The organism is Pseudomonas guariconensis (genome assembly GCF_900102675.1).
GTDB classification, from domain to species: domain Bacteria; phylum Pseudomonadota; class Gammaproteobacteria; order Pseudomonadales; family Pseudomonadaceae; genus Aquipseudomonas; species Aquipseudomonas guariconensis.
In genome coordinates, this window is sequence record NZ_FMYX01000007.1 from 235962 (window position 1) to 255772 (window position 19811).

A 19811-nucleotide genomic window follows, 5' to 3' on the forward strand; every position below is an offset into this window, starting at 1 on the left:
CGGTACCCGCCCATGACCTTGCGCGCCGCGCTGTCGATCCTGTCGCTTTCGCTGCTGGCCGGCTGCGTGTCTGGTGGCGCAGGTGACCCTCTGGCCAGTCGCCAAGGGCGCGAAGAGGCCGGGCGGGCCTACGTGCAATTGGGCCTGGGTTATTTGCAACAAGGTTTGACCGGGCAGGCCAAGGCTCCATTGGTGCGAGCCTTGGCACTCAACGGCGGCGATGCCGATGCCCACGCCGCGCTGGCGCTGGTGTTCCAGGCCGAAGGCGAGCCAGAGCTGGCCGAAGCGCATTTCCGTAAGGCCCTGGCAGCGCGCCCGGGGGACACGCGTATTCGCAACAACTACGGCAGTTTCCTTTATGCTCAGGGGCAATTTGCCAAGGCCGAGCAGATGTTTCGCCAAGCCGCCGCCGATACCCTGTATCCTGAGCGCTCGCGAATCTACGAGAATCTTGGCCTGGTCGCCCTGAAGCTCGAGCGTCGGGACCGGGCGCATGAGTATCTGGTCAAAGCCCTGCAACTCAATCCGCAGCAACCGAAGGCGTTGCTCGAAATGGCTGAGTTGTCCTATGAAAACAGGCATTATGTGCCGGCCCGGGACTACTACGATCGTTTCAGCCAGCTGAACGACCCGAGCGCCCGTAGCCTGTTGCTGGGTAGCCGCCTTGCCCAGGCATTCGACGAGCCTGGCACGGTGGCCGAACTGGGCCAGCAATTACAACGACTTTATCCCGGTACGCCGGAATATCAGCAATACCTGTCGGAGCAACGATGAAAGCCGCGCACCCCGAAGTAGCAGCAGCGACTCGCCAGAATCCCGGTGAGGTCTTGCGCCAGGCCCGCGAGAATCGGGAATGGTCGCAAGCCGAGGTGGCCCGCAAGCTCAACCTCACGGTAAGTTCGTTGAACAACCTTGAAAACGGCGCCTTCGACAAGCTGCCGGGGCACACCTTCGCCCGCGGATACATCCGTGCCTATGCCAAGCTGATGGGCATGGACCAGGCGCCTCTGGTCGAGGCATTCGATCACTACACCGGCACTCATGCCAAGGGCAGCGAGGTCCATTCCCTGGGCCGGATCGAAGAGCCGGTGCGTCTGTCGCACAACATCCTGCGCGGCGTCAGCCTGCTGTTGCTGGTGGTCGTAGTCGGTGGTGGCTTCTTCTGGTGGCAGGACCAGAGCAGCCTGCGCGGCAAGGACCTGGCCAAGATCGCCCTGGAGCATGTCGAGGTCGAAAGCGCCGACGGCACCACCCAGATCCACCCGCTGGACGAGCCGGAAGACCAAGCTGTCACCGAAGGCCAGCAACCGGAAGCCTCACCGCTGCCGCTTGAGCAGGCCACCGAGGGCTCTACGCCTGAGGCGGTCATCAGCAGCGAAGCGCCGGCAAGCACGACCGAAACCCCTGCAGTCACGCCAGCGCCTCAGGCCCCAGCCGCAGCCCCAGCCGCCAACGCGCCTGTGGCACCTGCTGCTGCGCCCGTGCTGCCCGCCGCAGCTCCGTCGGCACCGGCCGCTCCTACCAATGCACCGCTCACGGCCGCTACGACCCCGTCCGAAGCGCCGGTGGGCAGCGCCAAGGTTCAAATCCAGTTCACCGCCGATTGCTGGACCCAGGTCACCGACGGCAACGGCAAGGTGCTGTTCAGCGCCATCAAACGCAAGGGCGACAGCCTCGACCTGAGCGGCAAACCGCCGTTCTCGGTACGCCTGGGCTTTGCCCGTGGCGCCCAGGTCAGTTACAACGGCCAGCCGGTCGACGTAGCTCCGTTCACCAGTGGCGAGACCGCTCGCCTGAAGTTGGGACAGTAACCATGCACGGCGAATCTCCGATCAAACGTCGCGAATCCCGGAAGATCTGGGTCGGCAATGTACCCGTGGGCGGCGATGCCCCCATCGCGGTGCAGAGCATGACCAACACCGACACCAATGACGTCGCTGCCACGGTCGCGCAGATCCAGCGCCTGGTCGATGCCGGCGTCGACATCGTTCGCGTTTCGGTACCGGACATGGACGCCGCCGAGGCGTTCGGCCGCATCAAGCAGCAGGTCAGCGTGCCGCTCGTCGCCGACATCCACTTCGACTATCGCATTGCGTTGCGTGTGGCCGAAGTGGGCGTCGACTGTCTGCGCATCAACCCGGGCAACATCGGCCGCGAGGACCGCGTGCGTGCGGTGGTCGACGCCGCCCGTGACCGTGGTATCCCGATCCGTATCGGCGTCAACGCCGGTTCCCTGGAGAAGGACCTGCAGAAGAAATACGGCGAACCGACCCCGGCAGCGCTGGTCGAGTCGGCACTGCGCCATGTCGAGCACCTTGATCGCCTGGACTTCCAGGACTTCAAGGTCAGCGTCAAAGCGTCCGATGTATTCATGGCCGTGGAGGCCTACCGCTTGCTGGCCAAGCAGATCGTCCAACCGCTGCACCTGGGCATCACCGAAGCCGGTGGCCTGCGTTCGGGGACGGTGAAATCCGCTGTCGGCCTCGGTATGCTGCTGGCCGAAGGCATTGGCGATACCATCCGCATTTCCCTGGCCGCCGATCCGGTCGAGGAAGTGAAGGTCGGCTACGACATCCTCAAGTCGCTGCACCTGCGTTCGCGTGGTATCAACTTCATCGCCTGCCCGAGCTGCTCGCGCCAGAACTTCGATGTGGTCAAGACCATGAACGAGTTGGAAGGGCGCCTGGAAGACCTGCTGGTACCGCTTGACGTGGCCGTAATCGGCTGCGTGGTCAACGGCCCGGGTGAAGCCAAGGAGTCCCATGTAGGCCTGACCGGCGGCACGCCGAACCTGGTCTACATCGACGGCAAACCGTCGCAGAAGCTGACCAATGACAACCTGGTCGATGAGCTGGAAAAACTCATCCGCCAGAAAGCGGCCGAAAAGGCCGAGGCCGACGCGGCGCTGATCGCCCGCGGCTGATTCCCAGATTCGTAAGGACTTTTCGTGAGCAAATCGCTGCAAGCCATCCGTGGCATGAACGACATCCTGCCCGACCAGTCGCCCCTGTGGCGCTACTTCGAAGGTACCGTGGCCGGCCTGCTGGACACCTATGGCTACAGCCAGATCCGCACGCCGATCGTCGAATTCACCGAGCTGTTCAAGCGCTCGATCGGTGAAGTCACCGATATCGTCGAAAAAGAGATGTACACCTTCGAGGACCGCAACGGCGATTCGCTCACCTTGCGTCCTGAAGGCACTGCCGCCTGCGTGCGCGCCGTCCTCGAGCACGGCATCACCGGCAACGGCCAGGTGCAGAAGCTGTGGTACGTGGGCCAGATGTTCCGCCATGAGCGCCCGCAAAAGGGCCGCTACCGCCAGTTTCACCAGATCGGTGTCGAGGTGTTCAACCTCGAAGGGCCGGACGTCGATGCCGAGCTGATCATGCTGACCTGGCGCCTGTGGGGCCTGCTGGGCATCCAGGACGCGGTCAAGCTCGAACTCAACAGCCTGGGCACCAGCGAGGCCCGTGCCCGCTACCGCGAAGCGCTGGTCGAATTCCTGTCGGCACGTCTCGAGCAACTGGATGAAGACAGCCAGCGTCGCCTCAAGAGCAACCCGCTGCGTATCCTCGATAGCAAGGACCAGGGTACCCAGGCGGTGCTGGTCGGTGCGCCAAAGCTCGAAGACTACCTGGACGAAGCGTCCCGCGTGCACTTCGAGGGCCTCAAGGCTCGCCTGGACGCCGCCGGCATTCCGTTCGTGATCAACACCAAGCTGGTCCGCGGGCTGGACTACTACAGCAAGACCGTGTTCGAGTGGGTTACCGACAAGCTCGGCGCCCAGGGCACTGTCTGTGCCGGTGGCCGCTATGATGGGCTGGTCGAGCAGATGGGCGGCAAGCCGACCCCGGGCGTTGGTTTCGCCATGGGCATCGAGCGTCTGATCCTGCTGCTGGAGACCCTGGGCAAGGTGCCCGAATCCATTAGCCGTCAGATCGACGTCTACCTGTGCGCCTTTGGCGAGCAGGCGGAGCTGGCCGGCCTGCGTCTTTCCGAGGCCCTGCGCGATCGCCTGCCGGGTCTGCGCCTGGCGGTCAACGCCGGTGGCGGCAGCTTCAAGAGCCAGTTCAAGAAGGCCGACAAGAGCGGGGCGCTGTTCGCCCTGATCCTCGGTGATGACGAACTGGCGCAGCAAATGATTGGATTCAAGCCCCTGCGTGGCCAGGGCGAACAACAGAACATTGCCTGGGATGCTCTGGCCGAGCATCTGCAAGCCGCTGTCGCGCAGGCGTGACAGGGTCAAACAGCCGAATTGCTGAAAAGGAGTATTGGGGTGTCGAGTACCGATGATGAAGGCCTGGCCGCAGCCAAGGACTGGTGGAACCGCAACGGCAAGCCGCTGCTGACCGGTGCCCTGCTGGCCGGCGTGGTGGTTATGGGCTGGCAGACCTGGCACAAGTACCAGAACAACCAGTCGCAAGGCGCCTCGGCCCTGTACCAGGCCCTGCTGGAAACCAGCCTGACGCCAAGCGGTCAGCCAGACGCAACCAAGGTTGCGGAACTGTCCGGCAAGCTCAAGAGCGAGTTCGGTGGCTCGGCCTATGCCCAGTACGGCAGCCTGTTCGTGGCCAAGGTCGCGGTCGACAGCGGCAAGCTTGACGACGCTGCCGCCGAGCTTAAAAGCGTGATGGAAAAGCCGGCCGATGCCACCTTGGGTGAGATCGCACGTCAGCGTCTGGCCCGTGTGCTCGCCGCCCAGGACAAAGCCGAAGAAGCCCTCAAGCTGCTCGACGGTGATGCCGACAAGGCCTTCCTGGCCAGCCGCGAAGAACTCAAGGGCGATTTGCTGGTTCAGCTGGGGCGAGCCGACGATGCCCATAGCGCCTATGAAAAAGCCAAGGCTGCGTTGTCCGATGACGCTGCGGTCGGTGGCTTGCAACTGAAGCTGGATGACCTGGCCAAAGGGGACGCCTGACGTGATCGGTTGGAAACAAGCAGCAGTGCTCACCCTGGCCGTGCTGGCCGCAGGTTGCAGCAGCAACAGCAAGAAGGAACTGCCTCCGGCCGAGCTGACCAAGTTCACCGAGGAAGTGGTGCTCAAGAAGCAGTGGAGCCGCTCGATCGGCGACGGCCAGGGTGAGACGTACAACACCTTGGTTCCGGCCATCGAGAACGACCGCATCTATGCCTCCGACGTCAACGGTCGGGTCATGGCCCTGAACCGCATCGACGGCGACGTGGTGTGGAAGAAGGACTTGGACCTGTCGGTCTCCGGCGCAGTCGGCGTGGGTTACGGTCTGGTCATGCTCGGCACCCTCAAGGGCGAAGTCATTGCCCTGGATGCCAGCACCGGCGAAGAGCGCTGGCGTTCTCGGGTGACCAGCGAAGTGCTGGCGCCGCCTGCCAACAACGGTGACGTGGTAGTGGTGCAGACCCAGGACGACCGTTTGATCGGCCTCGACGCTGCCACCGGTGACCGCCTGTGGATCTATGAGAACACTCCGGCCGTACTGACCCTGCGCGGCACCGGCGCACCGGTGGTGACCAACCGCCTGGCCGTGGCCGGCCTGTCCACCGGCAAGGTGGTCGCGGTGGATGTGCGCAACGGCGTGCCGGTGTGGGAGAGCCGCGTGGCCATTCCGCAGGGCCGTTCCGAGCTCGACCGCGTGGTGGACATCGACGGCGGCCTGCTGCTGTCCGGCGGCACCCTGTACGTGAGCACCTACCAGGGCCGTGTTGCGGGCCTGGACCTGGAAACCGGACGTGTGCTGTGGCAGCGCGATGCCTCCAGCTACGTCGGTGTCGCCCAGGGCTTCGGCAACGTCTATGTCAGCGAAGCGTCGGGCACCGTGGAAAGCGTCGATGAGCGCTCGTCCAGCGCCCTGTGGACCAACGACTCCATGGCACGCCGTCAGCTGTCAGCGCCGGAGGTGTTCTCCAGCTACGTGGCCGTAGGTGATTTCGAGGGCTACCTGCACCTGCTCAGCCAGGTCGATGGTCGCTTCGTGGGTCGCGAGCGGATCGACAGCGATGGCCTGCGCGCCCGTCCCCTGGTGGTCGGCGACACCATCTATGTCTTCGGCAACAGCGGCAAACTCGAGGCACTGACCATCCGCTGAAGCTAAGCTTGAGGCCGGATACGGCCTCGAGCCGCGGCGCTTGATGCGCCGCACGAACTCCGGCCGCTGCCTTGCAGCGGCCTTTGCATTTTCAAGAATTCAAGAGTGGAGAGCCGCATGGTTCCCGTAATCGCCCTGGTGGGACGGCCGAACGTCGGCAAATCCACCATGTTCAACCGCCTGACCAAGACCCGCGATGCCATCGTCGGTGACCTGTCGGGCCTGACCCGTGACCGCCAATATGGTGATGCCACCTGGCAGGGTCGTTCCTACATCCTGATCGACACCGGTGGTATCACCGGTGACGAAGTGGGCATGGACGAGAAGATGGCCGAGCAGTCGCTGATGGCCATCGAAGAAGCCGACTATGTGTTGTTCCTGGTGGATGCCCGCGCCGGTATGACCGCCGCTGACCAGATGATCGCCGAGCACCTGCGCAAGCGAAACAAAGAGGCAATCCTGGTCGCCAACAAGATCGACAACATCGATGCGGACGTTGCCCGCGCCGAGTTCTCGCCACTGGGCATGGGTAATGCCATCCCGGTCGCCGGCTCCCAAGGGCGTGGCATCAACGCCTTGATGGAAGCCGTGCTGGGCCACATTCCGCGCGACAAGGTCGAGGAAGCCCTCGACGAAGACGTTGCCGAAGGCGAAGAAGCCGCACGCATCCCGGGGCCGAGCGAGAAGGATGGCATCAAGATCGCCATCATCGGTCGTCCCAACGTCGGCAAATCGACCTTGGTCAACCGTATGTTGGGCGAAGAGCGCGTGGTGGTCTACGACCAGCCGGGCACTACCCGGGACAGTATTTACATCCCGTTCGAGCGTGACGACGAGAAGTACACCTTCATCGACACCGCCGGGGTGCGCAAGCGCGGCAAGATCCACGAGGAAGTCGAGAAGTTCTCGGTGGTCAAGACGCTGCAGGCGATCAAGGACGCCAACGTGGTGATCTTTGTCATGGATGCCCGTGAAGGCGTGGTCGATCATGACCTGAACCTGCTGGGCTTCGCTCTGGAAGCGGGTCGTGCCATCGTCATCGCCCTGAACAAGTGGGACGGCATGGAGCCGAGCGAGCGCGAATACGTGAAGACGGAGCTCGAGCGCCGGCTATTCTTCGTCGACTTCGCCGACATCCACTTCATCTCTGCGCTGCACGGCACCGGTGTGGGCCATCTGTACAAATCCGTGCAGGCTGCGTTCAAGTCGGCAGTCACCCGCTGGCCGACCAGCCGCCTGACCCAGATCCTCGAGGACGCCATCAGCGAGCACCAGCCGCCAATGGTCAACGGTCGTCGCATCAAGCTGCGTTACGCCCACCTCGGCGGCGCGAACCCGCCGCTGATCGTGATCCACGGCAACCAGACCGACAAGATCCCGCGGTCGTACTCGCGTTACCTGGAAAACACCTACCGCCGGGTGCTCAAGCTGGTCGGCACGCCGATCCGTATCGAGTACAAGGGCAGCGACAACCCGTTCGAGGGCAAGAAGAACACCCTCACCGATCGTCAGGTCAACAAGAAGCGCCGCCTGATGTCGCACCACAAGAAAGCCGAGAAGAAGCGCAAGGACAAGCGCAAGTAAGCGGCGAGCTTCAAGCTTCAAGCCTCAAGAGAGAGCAGTGCACCGAGTCCGCTCTTTCTTGCCGCTTGAAGCTTTTCGCGTGTGGCTTCGTCCTTTTTCCTGACCGCTCGATCCGCTATGCTCGGGCTCTACCCCGTGCCGTATGCAGTGTTCAGGAAAGAGGGCTTCATGATCCGCAGCAAATTGCCGAACGTCGGCACGACCATTTTCACCACCATGTCGCAGTTGGCCGTACAGACAGGTGCGCTCAACCTGTCCCAAGGCTTCCCAGACTTCGACGCGCCCCAGGCGCTGCTCGATGCCGTGTGCCGCCATGTCATGGCCGGCCATAACCAATACTCGCCGATGACCGGCCTGCCAGCCTTGCGCCAGCAAGTGGCGGCCAAGATCGCACGCCTGTATGGCGTGACGGTCGATGCCGATCAGGAAGTGACCATCACGCCAGGTGCCACCGAGGCGATCTTCTGTGCCATCCAGGCGGTGATCCAGGCGGGCGACGAGGTGATTGTCTTCGATCCGTCCTATGACAGCTACGAGCCGTCCGTTGAACTGGCCGGCGGACGCTGCGTGCACGTGCAACTGTGCGATGGCGAGTTCCGTATCGACTGGCAGAAGTTCAGCAATGCACTGACGCCGCGCACGCGCATGGTCATCCTGAATTCGCCACACAACCCCAGCGGCGCATTGATTAGCCGTGAGGACCTGGACCAGCTGGCACACTTGATCGAAGGTCGTGATATCTACCTGGTCAGCGACGAAGTGTACGAGCACCTGATCTTTGACGGCGTGCGCCATGCCAGTGTATTGGCCCATGAGCAGCTCTACTCACGTGCATTCGTGGTCAGCTCGTTCGGCAAGACCTATCACGTCACTGGCTGGAAGACCGGCTATGTGGTGGCGCCACCGGCGTTGAGCGTGGAGTTGCGCAAGGTCCACCAATACGTCAACTTCTGTGGTGTAACGCCCTTGCAGTGTGCCTTGGCCGACTACATGGCCGAGCACCCTGAACATCTGGATGAGTTGCCGGGCTTCTATCAGGCCAAGCGCGACCTGTTCTGCGACTTGCTGCAGGACTCGCGTTTCACCTTCACTCGTACCCCAGGTACTTACTTCCAGCTGGTGGATTATTCGCAGATACGCCCGGATCTGGGTGATGTCGAAATGTCGCTGTGGCTGACCCGTGAGCACGGCGTGGCGACCATTCCGGTTTCGGTGTTCTACCAGCAACCTATCCCCGAGCAACGCCTGGTGCGCCTGTGCTTTGCCAAACGTGAGGAGACGCTGCGTCAGGCGGCGGAAAAACTATGCGCGATCTGAGCCAACTGCCTAACCTGAAAGTCGCCCTGGTGCAGACAACCTTGGCCTGGCACGACCGCGAGGCCAACTATGCGCATTTCGAAGAGCTGTTGGCCCAGGTCGGCGAGGCGGATCTGGTGATCCTTCCTGAGATGTTCACCACTGGCTTCTCCATGGAGTCCGAAAGCCTCGCCGAGCCTGAGAATGGCCCCACCTACAAATGGCTGAAGGCTCAGGCCAAGAAGTTCGATACGGTGATCACCGGCAGCGTGATCATCCAGGCCGCCGATGGCAGCCACCGCAACCGCTTGCTGTGGGCGCGGCCCGATGGCGAGATCCTGCATTACGACAAGCGCCACCTGTTCCGCATGGCCGGCGAGCACCGGCACTACACACCGGGCGAGCGCCAGGTGCAGTTCGAGCTCAAAGGTTGGCGCGTGCGTCCGCTGATCTGCTACGACCTGCGCTTCCCGGTGTGGAGCCGTGATGCCCAGGACACCGACCTTTTGCTTTATACCGCCAACTGGCCGGCCGCGCGCCGTCAGCACTGGAACCGTCTGTTGCCGGCGCGGGGGATCGAGAACCTGTGCTATGTGGCGGCAGTGAACCGTGTCGGCACCGACGGCAAGGGCTTTGCCTATTCAGGCGACAGCCAGGTGCTGGATTTCCAAGGGGAGAGCCTGCTCAGTGCCGGCGAAGCCGATGGGGTGTTCACCGTGGTGCTCCGGGCGGCGGAGCTGGCGGCGTATCGCGCACGTTTCCCGGCCAACCTGGATGCCGATACCTTCGAACTGCATTATTGAATCTTTCGCAGGTCAACCCGCTCCCACCAGTACTGCGCTGAGCCACAGGACAGCGCAATACCTGTAGGTGCGGGTTTGCTCAATCAATACACATCCCGCCGATACCGCCCATCCTCGATCAACTGCTGCACCATCTCGGCCCCGAGGATTCCATTGAGCGCTGCATCCACGCCAGCGGCCATCCCCTGCAAGCTGCCGCAGACATAGATACAAGCCCCCTCGGCCACCCAGCGCTTGAGCACCTCGGCCTGCTGCAACAGGACATCCTGCACATACACTTTATCTGCCTGGTCCCGTGAAAACGCCAAGTCCAGTCGTTGCAGGTCGCCAGCGGTCAACCAGGCCTGAAGCTCGTTCCCGCACAGCAAGTCATGAGCGCGGTTGCGCTCGCCGAACAGCAACCAATTGCGTGTTTCGCCAGCGGCGATACGCGCCTTGAGCAGGCTGCGCAGGCCCGCAAGGCCTGTGCCGTTGCCGATCAGAATCATCGGCGCGGGTGCATCCGGCAGGCGGAAGCCGCTGTTGCGACGCAGGCGCAGGGTGACATTGCCCTGCAGCGGTAAGTATTCAGTCAGCCAGCCTGAGCCCAGGCCCAGGCTGCCGTCGGGGTGCAGTTCTTGACGAACGATCAGCTCCAGCATGCCGTCGCTGGCGATCGACGCGATGGAGTACTCCCGTGGGGTGATGGGAATCAAGGCATCGACCACTGCCTGGGCATGCAGACCCACCAGATGTTCCCGGCCCAGCGGCAACTGGCGGGTGGCCAGGGCCTTACCGAGAGGCTCGCACAGGCCGTCCAGTTGCACCGGGGTCGTCACGTCCAGCCCCAGGCCGGCGAGCAAGGCGTCAATGCGCGGTTGACCGTTGCGCGGCAGGACCTCTACCAGATCACCCGCTTCCCAGGTGTGGGGCTGGTCTGACTGCAGCGCCAGCAGGTAGACCGGTGCGCCCTGGCTGCCTGGGTTCAGGCATTGGCGCTGGCGCAGGGTCCAGTTGGCGAACGACGGCGCTGGCCAGGCAGTCACCGGTTCGGCTCCGGTCAGTCGGGCGAGTGCCTGATGCCATTGCAGCAGGGCTGCCGGATCAGCGTTGTCCACTTCCACTGGGCTGAAGGCACGGGTGGCGCCGCGCTCGCCCAGCCAGGCCTGGAGTCTGCGGGCGAAGCCACAGAAGTGCGGGTACTGGCGATCGCCCAGCGCGAGCACGGCGTAGTTCAGGTGGTCCAGCGCCCACGGTTTGCCGAGCACCTTGCGCTCGAAGGCGCGGGCGCTGTCAGGGGCTTCGCCGTCGCCGAAGGTACTGACCACGAACAGCGCGCGACGGGCCTGTTGCAGGTCGGCTTGACCCAATTCGGCGAGCGCACGGACTTGCACCGGCAGACCGGCTGCTTGCAGTTGGCCGGCGCTCTGCCAGGCCAGCTGTTCGGCGAAACCGCTCTGGCTGGCGAAACCGATCAGCCAGTTGTCGCCACCGGCCTTGGCGGGGGTTACCGAGCTGCGGGCTGCCTGCACTTGGCGTTTCTTGCGTCGGCGATCGAGGTACAGCAGCCAGCCGGTGATGAAGAACAGCGGCATGGTCAGGCTGGCCACGGTGACGATGATCCGACCTGGCAGGCCGAAGTAGCTGCCCACGTGCAAGGCATAGACGCTTTGCAGCAACTGCGCTTTGAACGGTTTGTCGGCGTAGCGCTCGTGGTGTTTCACCTGGCCGGTGGCCGGGTCCAGCGTGAGGGTGTTGAAAGCGCGCTCGTGGTCGGCACCTTCGAGGAGGTAGAAGAGCGTCGCCGGTCGCCCTCCGGCAGGCGGCAGGCGCAGGTTGTAAGTCAAAAGGCCGGGGCCTGCGGCCTCCTTGAGGCTGGTCCAGATGGCGTCGTAGTCCACCACCAGAGGCGGTGCGTCCTTGTCGAGCTTCTGCGGGCCGTGGCGGCCACGACCCTCTCCACGCTTTTGCTGCTGCCCGGCGGCGGGGGCCTCGGCCAATAGTTTGTTCAGGCCTTCGCGGTACCATTCGTAGGACCAGAACAAGCCCGTCAGGGCGAACAGCAGATAGAACAGCAGACACCAGGTCCCGGCGACGGCGTGCAGGTCCCAATTGAAGGCACGGCCTTTCTTGGCCCACTCCAGCGTCAGCCATGCCCGCCAGTTCAACGCCTGACGTGGCCAGCGCAGATACAGGCCTGAGAGGCAGAAGAACACCAGCATCAGGGTGCAGGCACCGGTAATTTGGCGACCGGTGTCGCCCATGGCCAAGAAGCGATGCAGCTGCAGCATCAGATTGAAGAAGCCTTGCCCCGTGACGTCACCCTGGAACTGGCCGGTGTAGGGGTCGACATAGCGCATCTGGCCGCGGCGCTCACCGGGTGGCGGCTGGAAGAAAATGCGTGCAGCGTTGCCCTCACGGGTATCGACCCACAGCATCGAGACGGTGTCGCCCTGGGCCGCCTCGACCCGGCGCACCAGCTCGGCCGGCGGTAGCACGCCTTCCTGGCGTACCTGCACCTTGAGCACGTGCGGATTGAACAGGCGCAGCAGTTCTTCCTGGAACGAATAAACCGCCCCGGTGACGCCCATCAACGCCAGCACCAGGCCGGCGGTGATGCCAAAGAACCAGTGCAATTGGAACAGCGACTTCTTCACCACATCATTCACCTTGTCTGGACGCCGGGCGAGGCGCGGCGAGCATTATGCCTTGGTGCGCGAAAGCCCCGGTCACCGGAAAGGTGAGCGGGGCTTTGGGGCGCGACTTGATTAGAAGTGGAAGTTCGCGCTCATCAGTGCAGTACGTCCTGGTGCGACGTGCGCATAGTGCGGAGCGAACACCTGATCGAAATAGCGCTTGTCGGTCAGGTTCTGCACGTTGAGTTGGAGATCGACGTTCTTGGTCAAGCGATAGGTCGCCATCGCATCGTAACGCCAGTACGACGGTACTTCGACCGAGTTGGCTTCATCGCCAAAGCGGGAATCCATGAAGGTAGCGCCTGCACCAACGGTCAGTTGCGGAACGATGTCGTAGGTAGACCAGAAGGTGAAGCTGTTACGAGGCGTGTTAGGCATGTGATTGCCCTTGTTCGCCGGGGTCGTGGTCTTCACGATCTCGCTTTCCATATAGGTGTAGCCGCCATAGACCTTCCATTTCTGGGTCAGGTTGCCCGCGTAGGTGAACTCGAGGCCTTGGACACGCTGTTCACCGTCCAGTACTTGGTAGCTGGCATTGTCAGGGTCCGTTACCCGCGCATTGGTCTTGTCGGTGCGGAACAGTGCAGCGGTCAGCGAGAGGTTGTCATCGAAGAAGTCCCACTTCGTGCCGATCTCGTAGTTGCGGTTACGTTCTGGGTCGAGGTCGCTGTTGTTTCTCGTCAGATCCAAGCCACCGTTGCCGCTGGTTTCACCCGAAGGGTTGCTCGAAGTTGACCATGCGGCATAGATGCTGCCATTGGGCAGAGGGTTGTAGACCACGCCCAATTGGTAGTTCCACAGGTGGGTATTGTTCTCGCGCGAGAAGCTGCCGGCCGGGCCATTACGACCTGCGTTGGCGTAACCACTGGACTTGGTCTGGTAGTCGTCGTAGCGCAGCCCCATGTTCAACGACCATTGCTCATTGAATTTCAACGTGTCGAAGACGTAGACAGCGCTGGTCTTGGTGTCGGTGTCGGTAAACGCCTTGCTGTCGGTGATGGTGCCGGACCATGCGTCATCTGGAGACGGATCGTGCAGACTGGTGCAGTCGCCAGATGCCAGCAAAGCAGGGGTGCACTTGGTGCCATTGCCCGCCGCGGATTTGATGTCGTAACCACGGTTGTGCGTATCGCTGTAGGTGAACTCCAAACCAGTGACGAGGCTGTGCTCGATGGAACCGGTATTGAACTTCGCGCTCAAGTCGGTCTGGTTGACCCAACCTTTGGAGGTCGAATTCCGGTTCTTGGTCGCACGGTAGACTGTGCCGTCGGCCACGTTGCCCTTGCTGTCGTCAGGGTTGGTGACGATGTAGTCCAAGGTTGAACGCGACATGCGGAAACTGTTGGACAGCGTCAGGTTTTCGTTGAAGTCGTGCTCGATCTTGATCGTGCCGCTGTCGTTGGTGGTCTTGCGATAGTCGCGATCGTTCAGGCCGTAGAAGTTGTCGCGGTCCACATGCGCGGGTTTGTCGACGTTGTATTTGCTGCGATTGGCGCTACGCGTGAGCGGAATGCCGTAGTCCGGCATGTCGTCGGTCTTGAGGTGGTAGTAGCCGACGGTCACGCGAGTATCGGTACCGAGGCCGAACGCGAACGAGGGGGCGACACCCCAACGGCTGACATCCACATCATCTCGGCCGGCTACGTTGGCTTCGTGCTTCATCAGGTTCAGGCGAAACGCCGAAGTGTCGGTCAGCTGCTTGTTCAGGTCCAACGTGGTCCGCTTGGTCTGGTCAGAGCCCCAAGTAAAGCCACCATTGTAGGCATCACCGAGCTTGGCGGTTTTGGTGACCAGATTCAGGCTGCCACCCGTGGAGCCTGCGCCTGTGAAGGCCGAGCCAGGGCCTTTGCTGACTTCGATCGATTCGACGTTGAAGATTTCACGGCTCTGCGAAGCCACGTCGCGCATGCCATCGACGAATACATCGCTTTCTGCGTTGAAACCGCGAATGATCGGACGGTCGCCTGCCGGGTTGCCGCCTTCGCCAGCACCGAAAGTGATGCCAGGGGTCGTACGCAATGCGTCTACGAGACTGGTTGCGCCCGTATCACGAATGACCTGCTGTGGGATGACGGTGACACTCTTGGGTGTTTCGCGCAGCGGCGCCGTGTACTTCTTCGAGGTTGCCGTGTCGGTCTTGTAGCTGGTGGTGTCCTGTGCCGCGTTGACACTGGTGGCATCCAGCGAGACGACGCCATCGGTTGGCTGTTCCGCCGCTAGGGCAAGCTGGGCGGCGGAGGAAGCAGTGATGGCAACGCCGATGGCGGAGGCGAGCAGACGTGGTGAACTCACAGCAGATGGCACGTGACGCATTTCGATGAACCTTCCCCAAGGTTTGAAGTCGGCGGATCTTAATGCAAGCAATTGCGAGTCTCAATTGAGAATCGTTAACAGTCGCGAGAAACTTACAATCTTTACAATTTCTCTTTACGGTTTTGCTGTGCTGAAACGTCTTAAGCGGCTGGCGGGGCTTGTGTGGTGCAAAAGGGAATCAATATCATTGGCGGCCTTACTACCTCTCAGGTGCCACCGTCATGCTGCTTCACATTCCCGGTCTGTTCGACGCCGACGAACTCTCCCGCATCCGTGAGGCGCTGGAGCAGGCGGACTGGGCCGACGGCAAGGTCACCGCGGGTTATCAGTCGGCTAAGGCCAAGCACAACCTGCAGTTGCCAGAAGGGCACGCGCTGGCCAAGGAGATCGGCAGCGCCTTGATCGATCGTCTGTGGCGCAATCCGCTGTTCATGTCTGCGGCATTACCGCACAAGGTGTTTCCACCGCTGATCAACTGCTACCGCGAAGGCGGCAATTTCGGCTTCCACATCGACAACGCGCTGCGTCAGCCCAAGGGCAGCGCCGAGCGGATACGCACGGATGTCTCTTCTACGTTGTTCTTGAGCGATCCGGACAGCTATGACGGTGGCGAACTCGTCATCCAGGACACCTATGGTGTGCAGCAGGTCAAGCTGGCGGCCGGCGACATGGTGCTGTATCCGGGCACCAGCCTGCACAAGGTCAATCCGGTTACCCGTGGGGCGCGCTATGCGGCGTTTTTCTGGACCCAAAGCCTGGTGCGCGAGGACAGCCAGCGCACCTTGCTGTTCGAGATGGACAATGCCATCCGCCAATTGACCGCCGATGTCCCCGATCACCCGTCGTTGCTGCAACTGACCGGCACCTATCACAACCTGCTGCGCCGCTGGGCCGAGGTCTGAGCCGTGTCATATCAGTTGCGTCGTGAGGAAGTCGTCGATATCGCAGGTCTGCAAGCCATGCTCGAACAAAGCCCTGGCAAGGCGGCCCAAGCCATCCTGGCCGCGGCGCAACGGGGGGTTGTCGAGGCGCAGTTGATGCTCGGGCAGATTCTGCTGGATGGCCGCGGCATCGAGCAGGACCGGGCGCTGGCGCGGCAGTGGTTTGCTATAGCGGCCCAAGGCGCAAGCGCCATGGGGCACAACATGCTGGGACGATGCCTGGAGCATGGCTGGGGCGGGGAAAGCGACCTGCGGATGGCCGCTGCTCACTATCGCCAGGCGGCTGACGCCGGTCTGGACTGGGGGCTGTACAACTATGCCAACCTGCTGGCTACCGGGAGAGGCGTCGCTGTGGACCAGGCTCTGGCGTTGAGCTGTTATGAAAAGGCGGCGCACTTGGGCCATGCCAAGTCGATGAACCTGTATGGCCGTTACCTGGAGCAGGGGATCGCCACCGCTGCCAGTCCGGTGCGCGCGGTGCGCTGGTATCGCCGTTCGGCTGAGGCGGGTGATTTTCGCGGCATGTTCAGCCTGGCGATGGTACTGGTCGAACGTGGGCAGTTGGCCGAGGCCCAGCCTTGGTTGGAGCGGGCGCGGGTCGAGGGGAACCTGAATTTTCTGCGCAGTGCCTTGGTGACCTTGCAGCACGCGGGGCCGATGCTGATGGCGTTTGCCGCGCGGTATGCCCAAGAGCTGCAAAGGCGTAAGCCTTGAAGGCGTCTGTCTTTACAGTCCTTCGCGTAAATCCGCTCCACCAGGCCCGTAATGGACTTGATGGGGCGGGTTTACCCACGAAGAAGGCGCACATGAAAACGGGGCCTCGCGGCCCCGTCTTGCATTACAGGTAGTAGGCCTTCAGCGGCGGGAAGCCGTTGAACTCCACCGCGCTGTAGCTGGTGGTGTAGGCGCCGGTGGACAGCCAGTAGAGGCGGTCACCGATGGCCAGGTTCAGTGGCAGGCCGTACTTGTAGTGCTCGTACATGATGTCGGCGCTGTCGCAGGTGGGGCCGGCGATGACCACTTCTTCGGTCTCGCCTTTCTTCTCGGTCCAGATCGGGAACTTGATCGACTCGTCCATGGTTTCGATCAGGCCGGAGAATTTGCCCACGTCGGTGTAGATCCAGCGTTCGACAGCGGTGCGCGACTTGCGTGCCACCAGCACCACTTCGCTGACCAGGATGCCGGCGTTGGCGATCAGCGAGCGACCTGGCTCGAGGATGATTTCCGGCAGGTCGTCACCGAAGTCTTCTTTGAGGAAGCGGATGATTTCCTCGGCGTAGGTTTCGAGGCTGTTGGTACGGGTGATGTAGTTGGCCGGGAAACCACCGCCCATGTTGATCAGCTTGAGCTCGATGCCGTCTTCTTCCTTCAGGCGCTCGAAGATCACCTTGACCTTGGCGATGGCCGCGTCCCAGACGCTGATGTCGCGCTGCTGGGAGCCGACATGGAAGGAGATGCCGTAAGGCACCAGGCCCAGGTCACGGGCCAGGATCAGCAGGTCCATGGCCATGTCGGTCTGGCAGCCGAACTTGCGCGACAGCGGCCAGTCGGCAGTGGTGGAGCCTTCGGTGAGGATGCGCACGTAGACTTTCGAACCCGGTGCGGCCTTGGCGATGTTGCGCAGGTCCGCCTCGGAGTCGGTGGCGTACAGGCGCACGCCCTTCTCGTAGAAGTAGCGGATGTCCTTGGACTTCTTGATGGTGTTGCCGTAGCTGATGCGGTCGGCGGTGACACCACGGCCCAGCACTTTGTCCAGCTCGTAGATCGAGGCGATATCGAAGCTCGAGCCTTTTTCCTTGAGCAGGTCGATGATCTCGACTGCCGGGTTGGCCTTGACCGCGTAGTAGACCTTGGCGAATTCGAAGCCTGCGCGCAGGTCGTCATAGGCCTGGCTGATCATCTGGGTGTCGATGAGTACGAACGGGGTTTCCTGCTTGTCGGCGAACGCCTTCATCTTCTGGAAGGTGTCACGCGCGAAATAGTCTTCGACCTGGATCGACATGCTGAGGGACTCCATGGGCAAACTGAAAAATTAAGTGGTGCAAACTGAACGTCCTCCGTATCCCCACTTTGGTTCGCCTACTTCCCAAGGCATGTCGCCGAAAGCAAAAAGGTCAACCGTGCCCGTGAAGCGGAGCGGCGGGTGACCTTGCTGTCTCGTCGTCAGTACTTGAGCCGGATGGATCGTTTCCAGCATGGACGTTCGGCGCGCACTTTAGGGCGTGAGGAATGCAGAATCAACAGGCAATCCCGGCACGTTCGTCGCGTTTTGGCCACCTGCCACTGGAATAACCGACCTGTGTGAACGGCTGATGTTCCCAAGCGTAAAGAATTGTGGAATGGACCGCGCCGCCCCCTTCAGAGGCGAGCCCCCGAAAAAGACGCCATGGTGTTCTCTTGGCGACGCGAGACCGAGCAAAGGCAACAGATCGATGGCGCCAAAGTGTTCATATTTATGGCCACTTGAGGGGCGCGTCAGATCGACCGAAATTCCAATAAATTTTTTGTTACCGATCTCTAGGTCGGGCTGGGTCATCGTTGATTTGCCGTCGTTTATGAGAAGCATTACTATTCGCGACCTTGTACCTGCCCCTAGATGGCCTCGACCATGTCTGGACACAAAGGCTTCCTCGATCACTATCACGAGCTGATCGGCACCTGGACGCGCAAGCTGCGCAACCGTCCACAGGCCGAGGACCTCGCCCATGACGCTTTCGTGCGGGTGCTGGAAAACCCGCGAGAGGTCATCGAGCAGCCGCGCGCCTACCTGCACCAGACGGCCCGCAACATTGCCGTCGACGGTTACCGCCGTGAGGACCGGCGCCAGGCCTTGGAAGAGGAGATGTTCGATGAAGGCGCCGCAGGCAATGGTGATCCGGAAGCCTATGTGCATGCCCTGGAACTGGCCGACAGCGTCGAGCGCGCCCTGGCCGAGCTGCCGGTCAATTGCCGGCAGGTGTTCGTCTGGCAGAAGCTCGAGGGGCTGACCCAGGCGGAGATTGCCGAGCGCATGGGCCTGAGCAAGAACATGGTCGAAAAGTATATGATCCGCACGCTCCGGCATCTGCGTGAGCACCTGGATGTGTCCACCCGATGAGTCAGGAGACCCTTTGCATGAAACAGCCCGGCGCCGAAGACGTGCGTGAGCAGGCCGCCGAATGGTTCGCGCGTATCCAGGATGCGCCGGGAGATACCCAGCTGCAGGCGCGCTTGCATCAGTGGCTTAAGGCCGATCCTCGCCACCGCCAGGAGTACGGCCTGCTCGAGCGGTTGTGGCAGGCCGCCGACCACATCCCGCCCCAGCGCCTGGAGGCGCTGTGCGTTCCTGAGCCTGTGCGGCATCTGCCCCGTCGGCGTTTCCTGCAGCAGGCCCTGGCGGCGGGGGTGGGCGCCGCCGCCCTTGGATTGGGCTGGCGTGGCTGGCAATACACCCGCGAAAACCATAGCGAAGACCTGCAGACCGCCTTGGGCGAGCGCCGTGATATCGAGCTGCCGGACGGCTCGCAGCTGCAACTCAATGGCGCGACTCGCCTGGGCGTGAGGTACAGCGCCGGGCAGCGACAGGTCGTGCTCGAAGCGGGTGAAGTGATGTTCAGCGTCGCCCACGACAGCGCACGGCCTTTCGTGGTCGACACCGCTCAGGGACGCGTCACCGTAACCGGGACCCGTTTCGATGTGCGCCTGGACCGCGGGCACACCCGGGTGGCCGTGGAACAGGGCTCCGTCAAGGTGGAAGGGGCTTCGGGTCCATCGGCGCAGCTCACCGCGGGCCTGGGCGCGCATATCGATCCGCAAGGGCAGGTCGTGGCGCCGTACCCTGTGGATGCGGCTGTCGTGACGGCCTGGCGTCACGGCAAGCTGGTGTTCGATAACGCCACCTTGGCCGAGGTGGTGGCGGAAGTCTCCCGTTACCGCAGCCAGCCACTGCGCGTCGCCCCTGGCAAGGCGGCGGGCCTGCGCCTGTCCAGCACCTTCAGTGTCGATGACACCGACGCGCTGCTTCGGGCCCTGCCGAGCATTTTGCCGGTGGCCATCAAGACCCACGGCGACGGCTCCAGCGAAATTATCGCGAAATAAATTCAGGTTTTTTTTCACTCGTTCGTCTTCCTCGCCAGCTGCAACTGCCAAGCATTTCCA

General features: G+C 62.3%; 17 protein-coding genes. 13 read left to right on the forward strand and 4 right to left on the reverse strand.

Translation table 11 applies throughout. From position 1 onward, the window contains the following. The first annotated feature begins 12 nt into the window (after window positions 1-12). From pilW to BLS27_RS14180, 9 genes are all read left to right on the forward strand, one after another. The gene (pilW, locus tag BLS27_RS14140) at window positions 13-774 is read left to right on the forward strand and encodes a type IV pilus biogenesis/stability protein PilW (protein ID WP_090345282.1); all 762 of its coding nucleotides are present in this window, start codon (window positions 13-15) and stop codon (window positions 772-774) included. Beyond that, window positions 771-1811 (forward strand): RodZ domain-containing protein, encoded by a 1041-nt coding sequence (locus BLS27_RS14145; protein WP_090345284.1) that lies wholly within the window; start codon window positions 771-773, stop codon window positions 1809-1811. The genes pilW and BLS27_RS14145 overlap by 4 nt, the downstream gene beginning before the upstream one ends. A gap of 2 nt (window positions 1812-1813) precedes the next feature. Beyond that, complete coding sequence (ispG, locus tag BLS27_RS14150) at window positions 1814-2923, forward strand: flavodoxin-dependent (E)-4-hydroxy-3-methylbut-2-enyl-diphosphate synthase (RefSeq protein WP_090345286.1); 1110 nt, start codon at window positions 1814-1816, stop codon at window positions 2921-2923. Window positions 2924-2947: 24 nt separating this feature from the next. Continuing rightward, window positions 2948-4237, forward strand: coding sequence for a histidine--tRNA ligase (gene hisS, locus BLS27_RS14155; RefSeq protein WP_043208106.1), 1290 nt, complete (start codon window positions 2948-2950; stop codon window positions 4235-4237). A gap of 39 nt (window positions 4238-4276) precedes the next feature. Then, window positions 4277-4918, forward strand: coding sequence for a tetratricopeptide repeat protein (locus tag BLS27_RS14160; protein WP_043208108.1), 642 nt, complete (start codon window positions 4277-4279; stop codon window positions 4916-4918). Window position 4919: 1 nt separating this feature from the next. Continuing rightward, a complete protein-coding gene (gene bamB / locus BLS27_RS14165) occupies window positions 4920-6062 on the forward strand; it encodes an outer membrane protein assembly factor BamB (RefSeq protein ID WP_070577057.1) in 1143 nt (380 codons plus the stop codon). 117 nt (window positions 6063-6179) lie between these two features. Then, window positions 6180-7646: a ribosome biogenesis GTPase Der gene (gene der, locus BLS27_RS14170; protein WP_043208112.1), complete on the forward strand. Its 1467-nt coding sequence runs from the start codon at window positions 6180-6182 to the stop codon at window positions 7644-7646. A gap of 168 nt (window positions 7647-7814) precedes the next feature. Continuing rightward, entirely contained in the window at window positions 7815-8963 is a 1149-nt protein-coding gene (locus tag BLS27_RS14175; RefSeq protein WP_090345288.1) for a pyridoxal phosphate-dependent aminotransferase, read from the forward strand. After that, entirely contained in the window at window positions 8951-9745 is a 795-nt protein-coding gene (locus BLS27_RS14180; protein WP_043208116.1) for an amidohydrolase, read from the forward strand. Before BLS27_RS14175 ends, BLS27_RS14180 begins: the two co-directional genes overlap by 13 nt. Before the next feature lie 83 nt (window positions 9746-9828). On the opposite strand, the gene BLS27_RS14185 is transcribed toward BLS27_RS14180, so the two are convergent. Beyond that, the gene (locus tag BLS27_RS14185; RefSeq protein ID WP_090345290.1) at window positions 9829-12384 is read right to left on the reverse strand and encodes a sulfite reductase flavoprotein subunit alpha; all 2556 of its coding nucleotides are present in this window, start codon (window positions 12382-12384) and stop codon (window positions 9829-9831) included. A gap of 108 nt (window positions 12385-12492) precedes the next feature. Then, window positions 12493-14733 carry a TonB-dependent receptor gene (locus tag BLS27_RS14190; protein ID WP_070577065.1) on the reverse strand — a complete coding sequence of 747 codons (2241 nt, stop codon included), beginning with the start codon at window positions 14731-14733 and terminating at the stop codon, window positions 12493-12495. Between the two features lie 221 nt (window positions 14734-14954). Here BLS27_RS14190 and BLS27_RS14195 point away from each other — a divergent pair, with 221 nt between their 5' ends. Continuing rightward, entirely contained in the window at window positions 14955-15635 is a 681-nt protein-coding gene (locus tag BLS27_RS14195; RefSeq protein WP_070577067.1) for a Fe2+-dependent dioxygenase, read from the forward strand. A gap of 3 nt (window positions 15636-15638) precedes the next feature. Beyond that, window positions 15639-16388, forward strand: coding sequence for a tetratricopeptide repeat protein (locus tag BLS27_RS14200; RefSeq protein ID WP_090345292.1), 750 nt, complete (start codon window positions 15639-15641; stop codon window positions 16386-16388). A gap of 124 nt (window positions 16389-16512) precedes the next feature. On the opposite strand, the gene BLS27_RS14205 is transcribed toward BLS27_RS14200, so the two are convergent. Next, the gene (locus BLS27_RS14205; protein WP_043208127.1) at window positions 16513-17676 is read right to left on the reverse strand and encodes a type III PLP-dependent enzyme; all 1164 of its coding nucleotides are present in this window, start codon (window positions 17674-17676) and stop codon (window positions 16513-16515) included. A 213-nt stretch (window positions 17677-17889) separates the two neighbouring features. Further along, window positions 17890-18210, reverse strand: coding sequence for a hypothetical protein (locus BLS27_RS23665; protein WP_139205752.1), 321 nt, complete (start codon window positions 18208-18210; stop codon window positions 17890-17892). A 60-nt stretch (window positions 18211-18270) separates the two neighbouring features. Here BLS27_RS23665 and BLS27_RS14210 point away from each other — a divergent pair, with 60 nt between their 5' ends. After that, on the forward strand, window positions 18271-18771 hold the full coding sequence (locus BLS27_RS14210; RefSeq protein ID WP_043208129.1) for an RNA polymerase sigma factor: 501 nt from the start codon (window positions 18271-18273) through the stop codon (window positions 18769-18771). Between the two features lie 17 nt (window positions 18772-18788). Beyond that, window positions 18789-19751: a FecR family protein gene (locus tag BLS27_RS14215; protein ID WP_043208130.1), complete on the forward strand. Its 963-nt coding sequence runs from the start codon at window positions 18789-18791 to the stop codon at window positions 19749-19751. Window positions 19752-19811 lie beyond the last annotated feature (60 nt).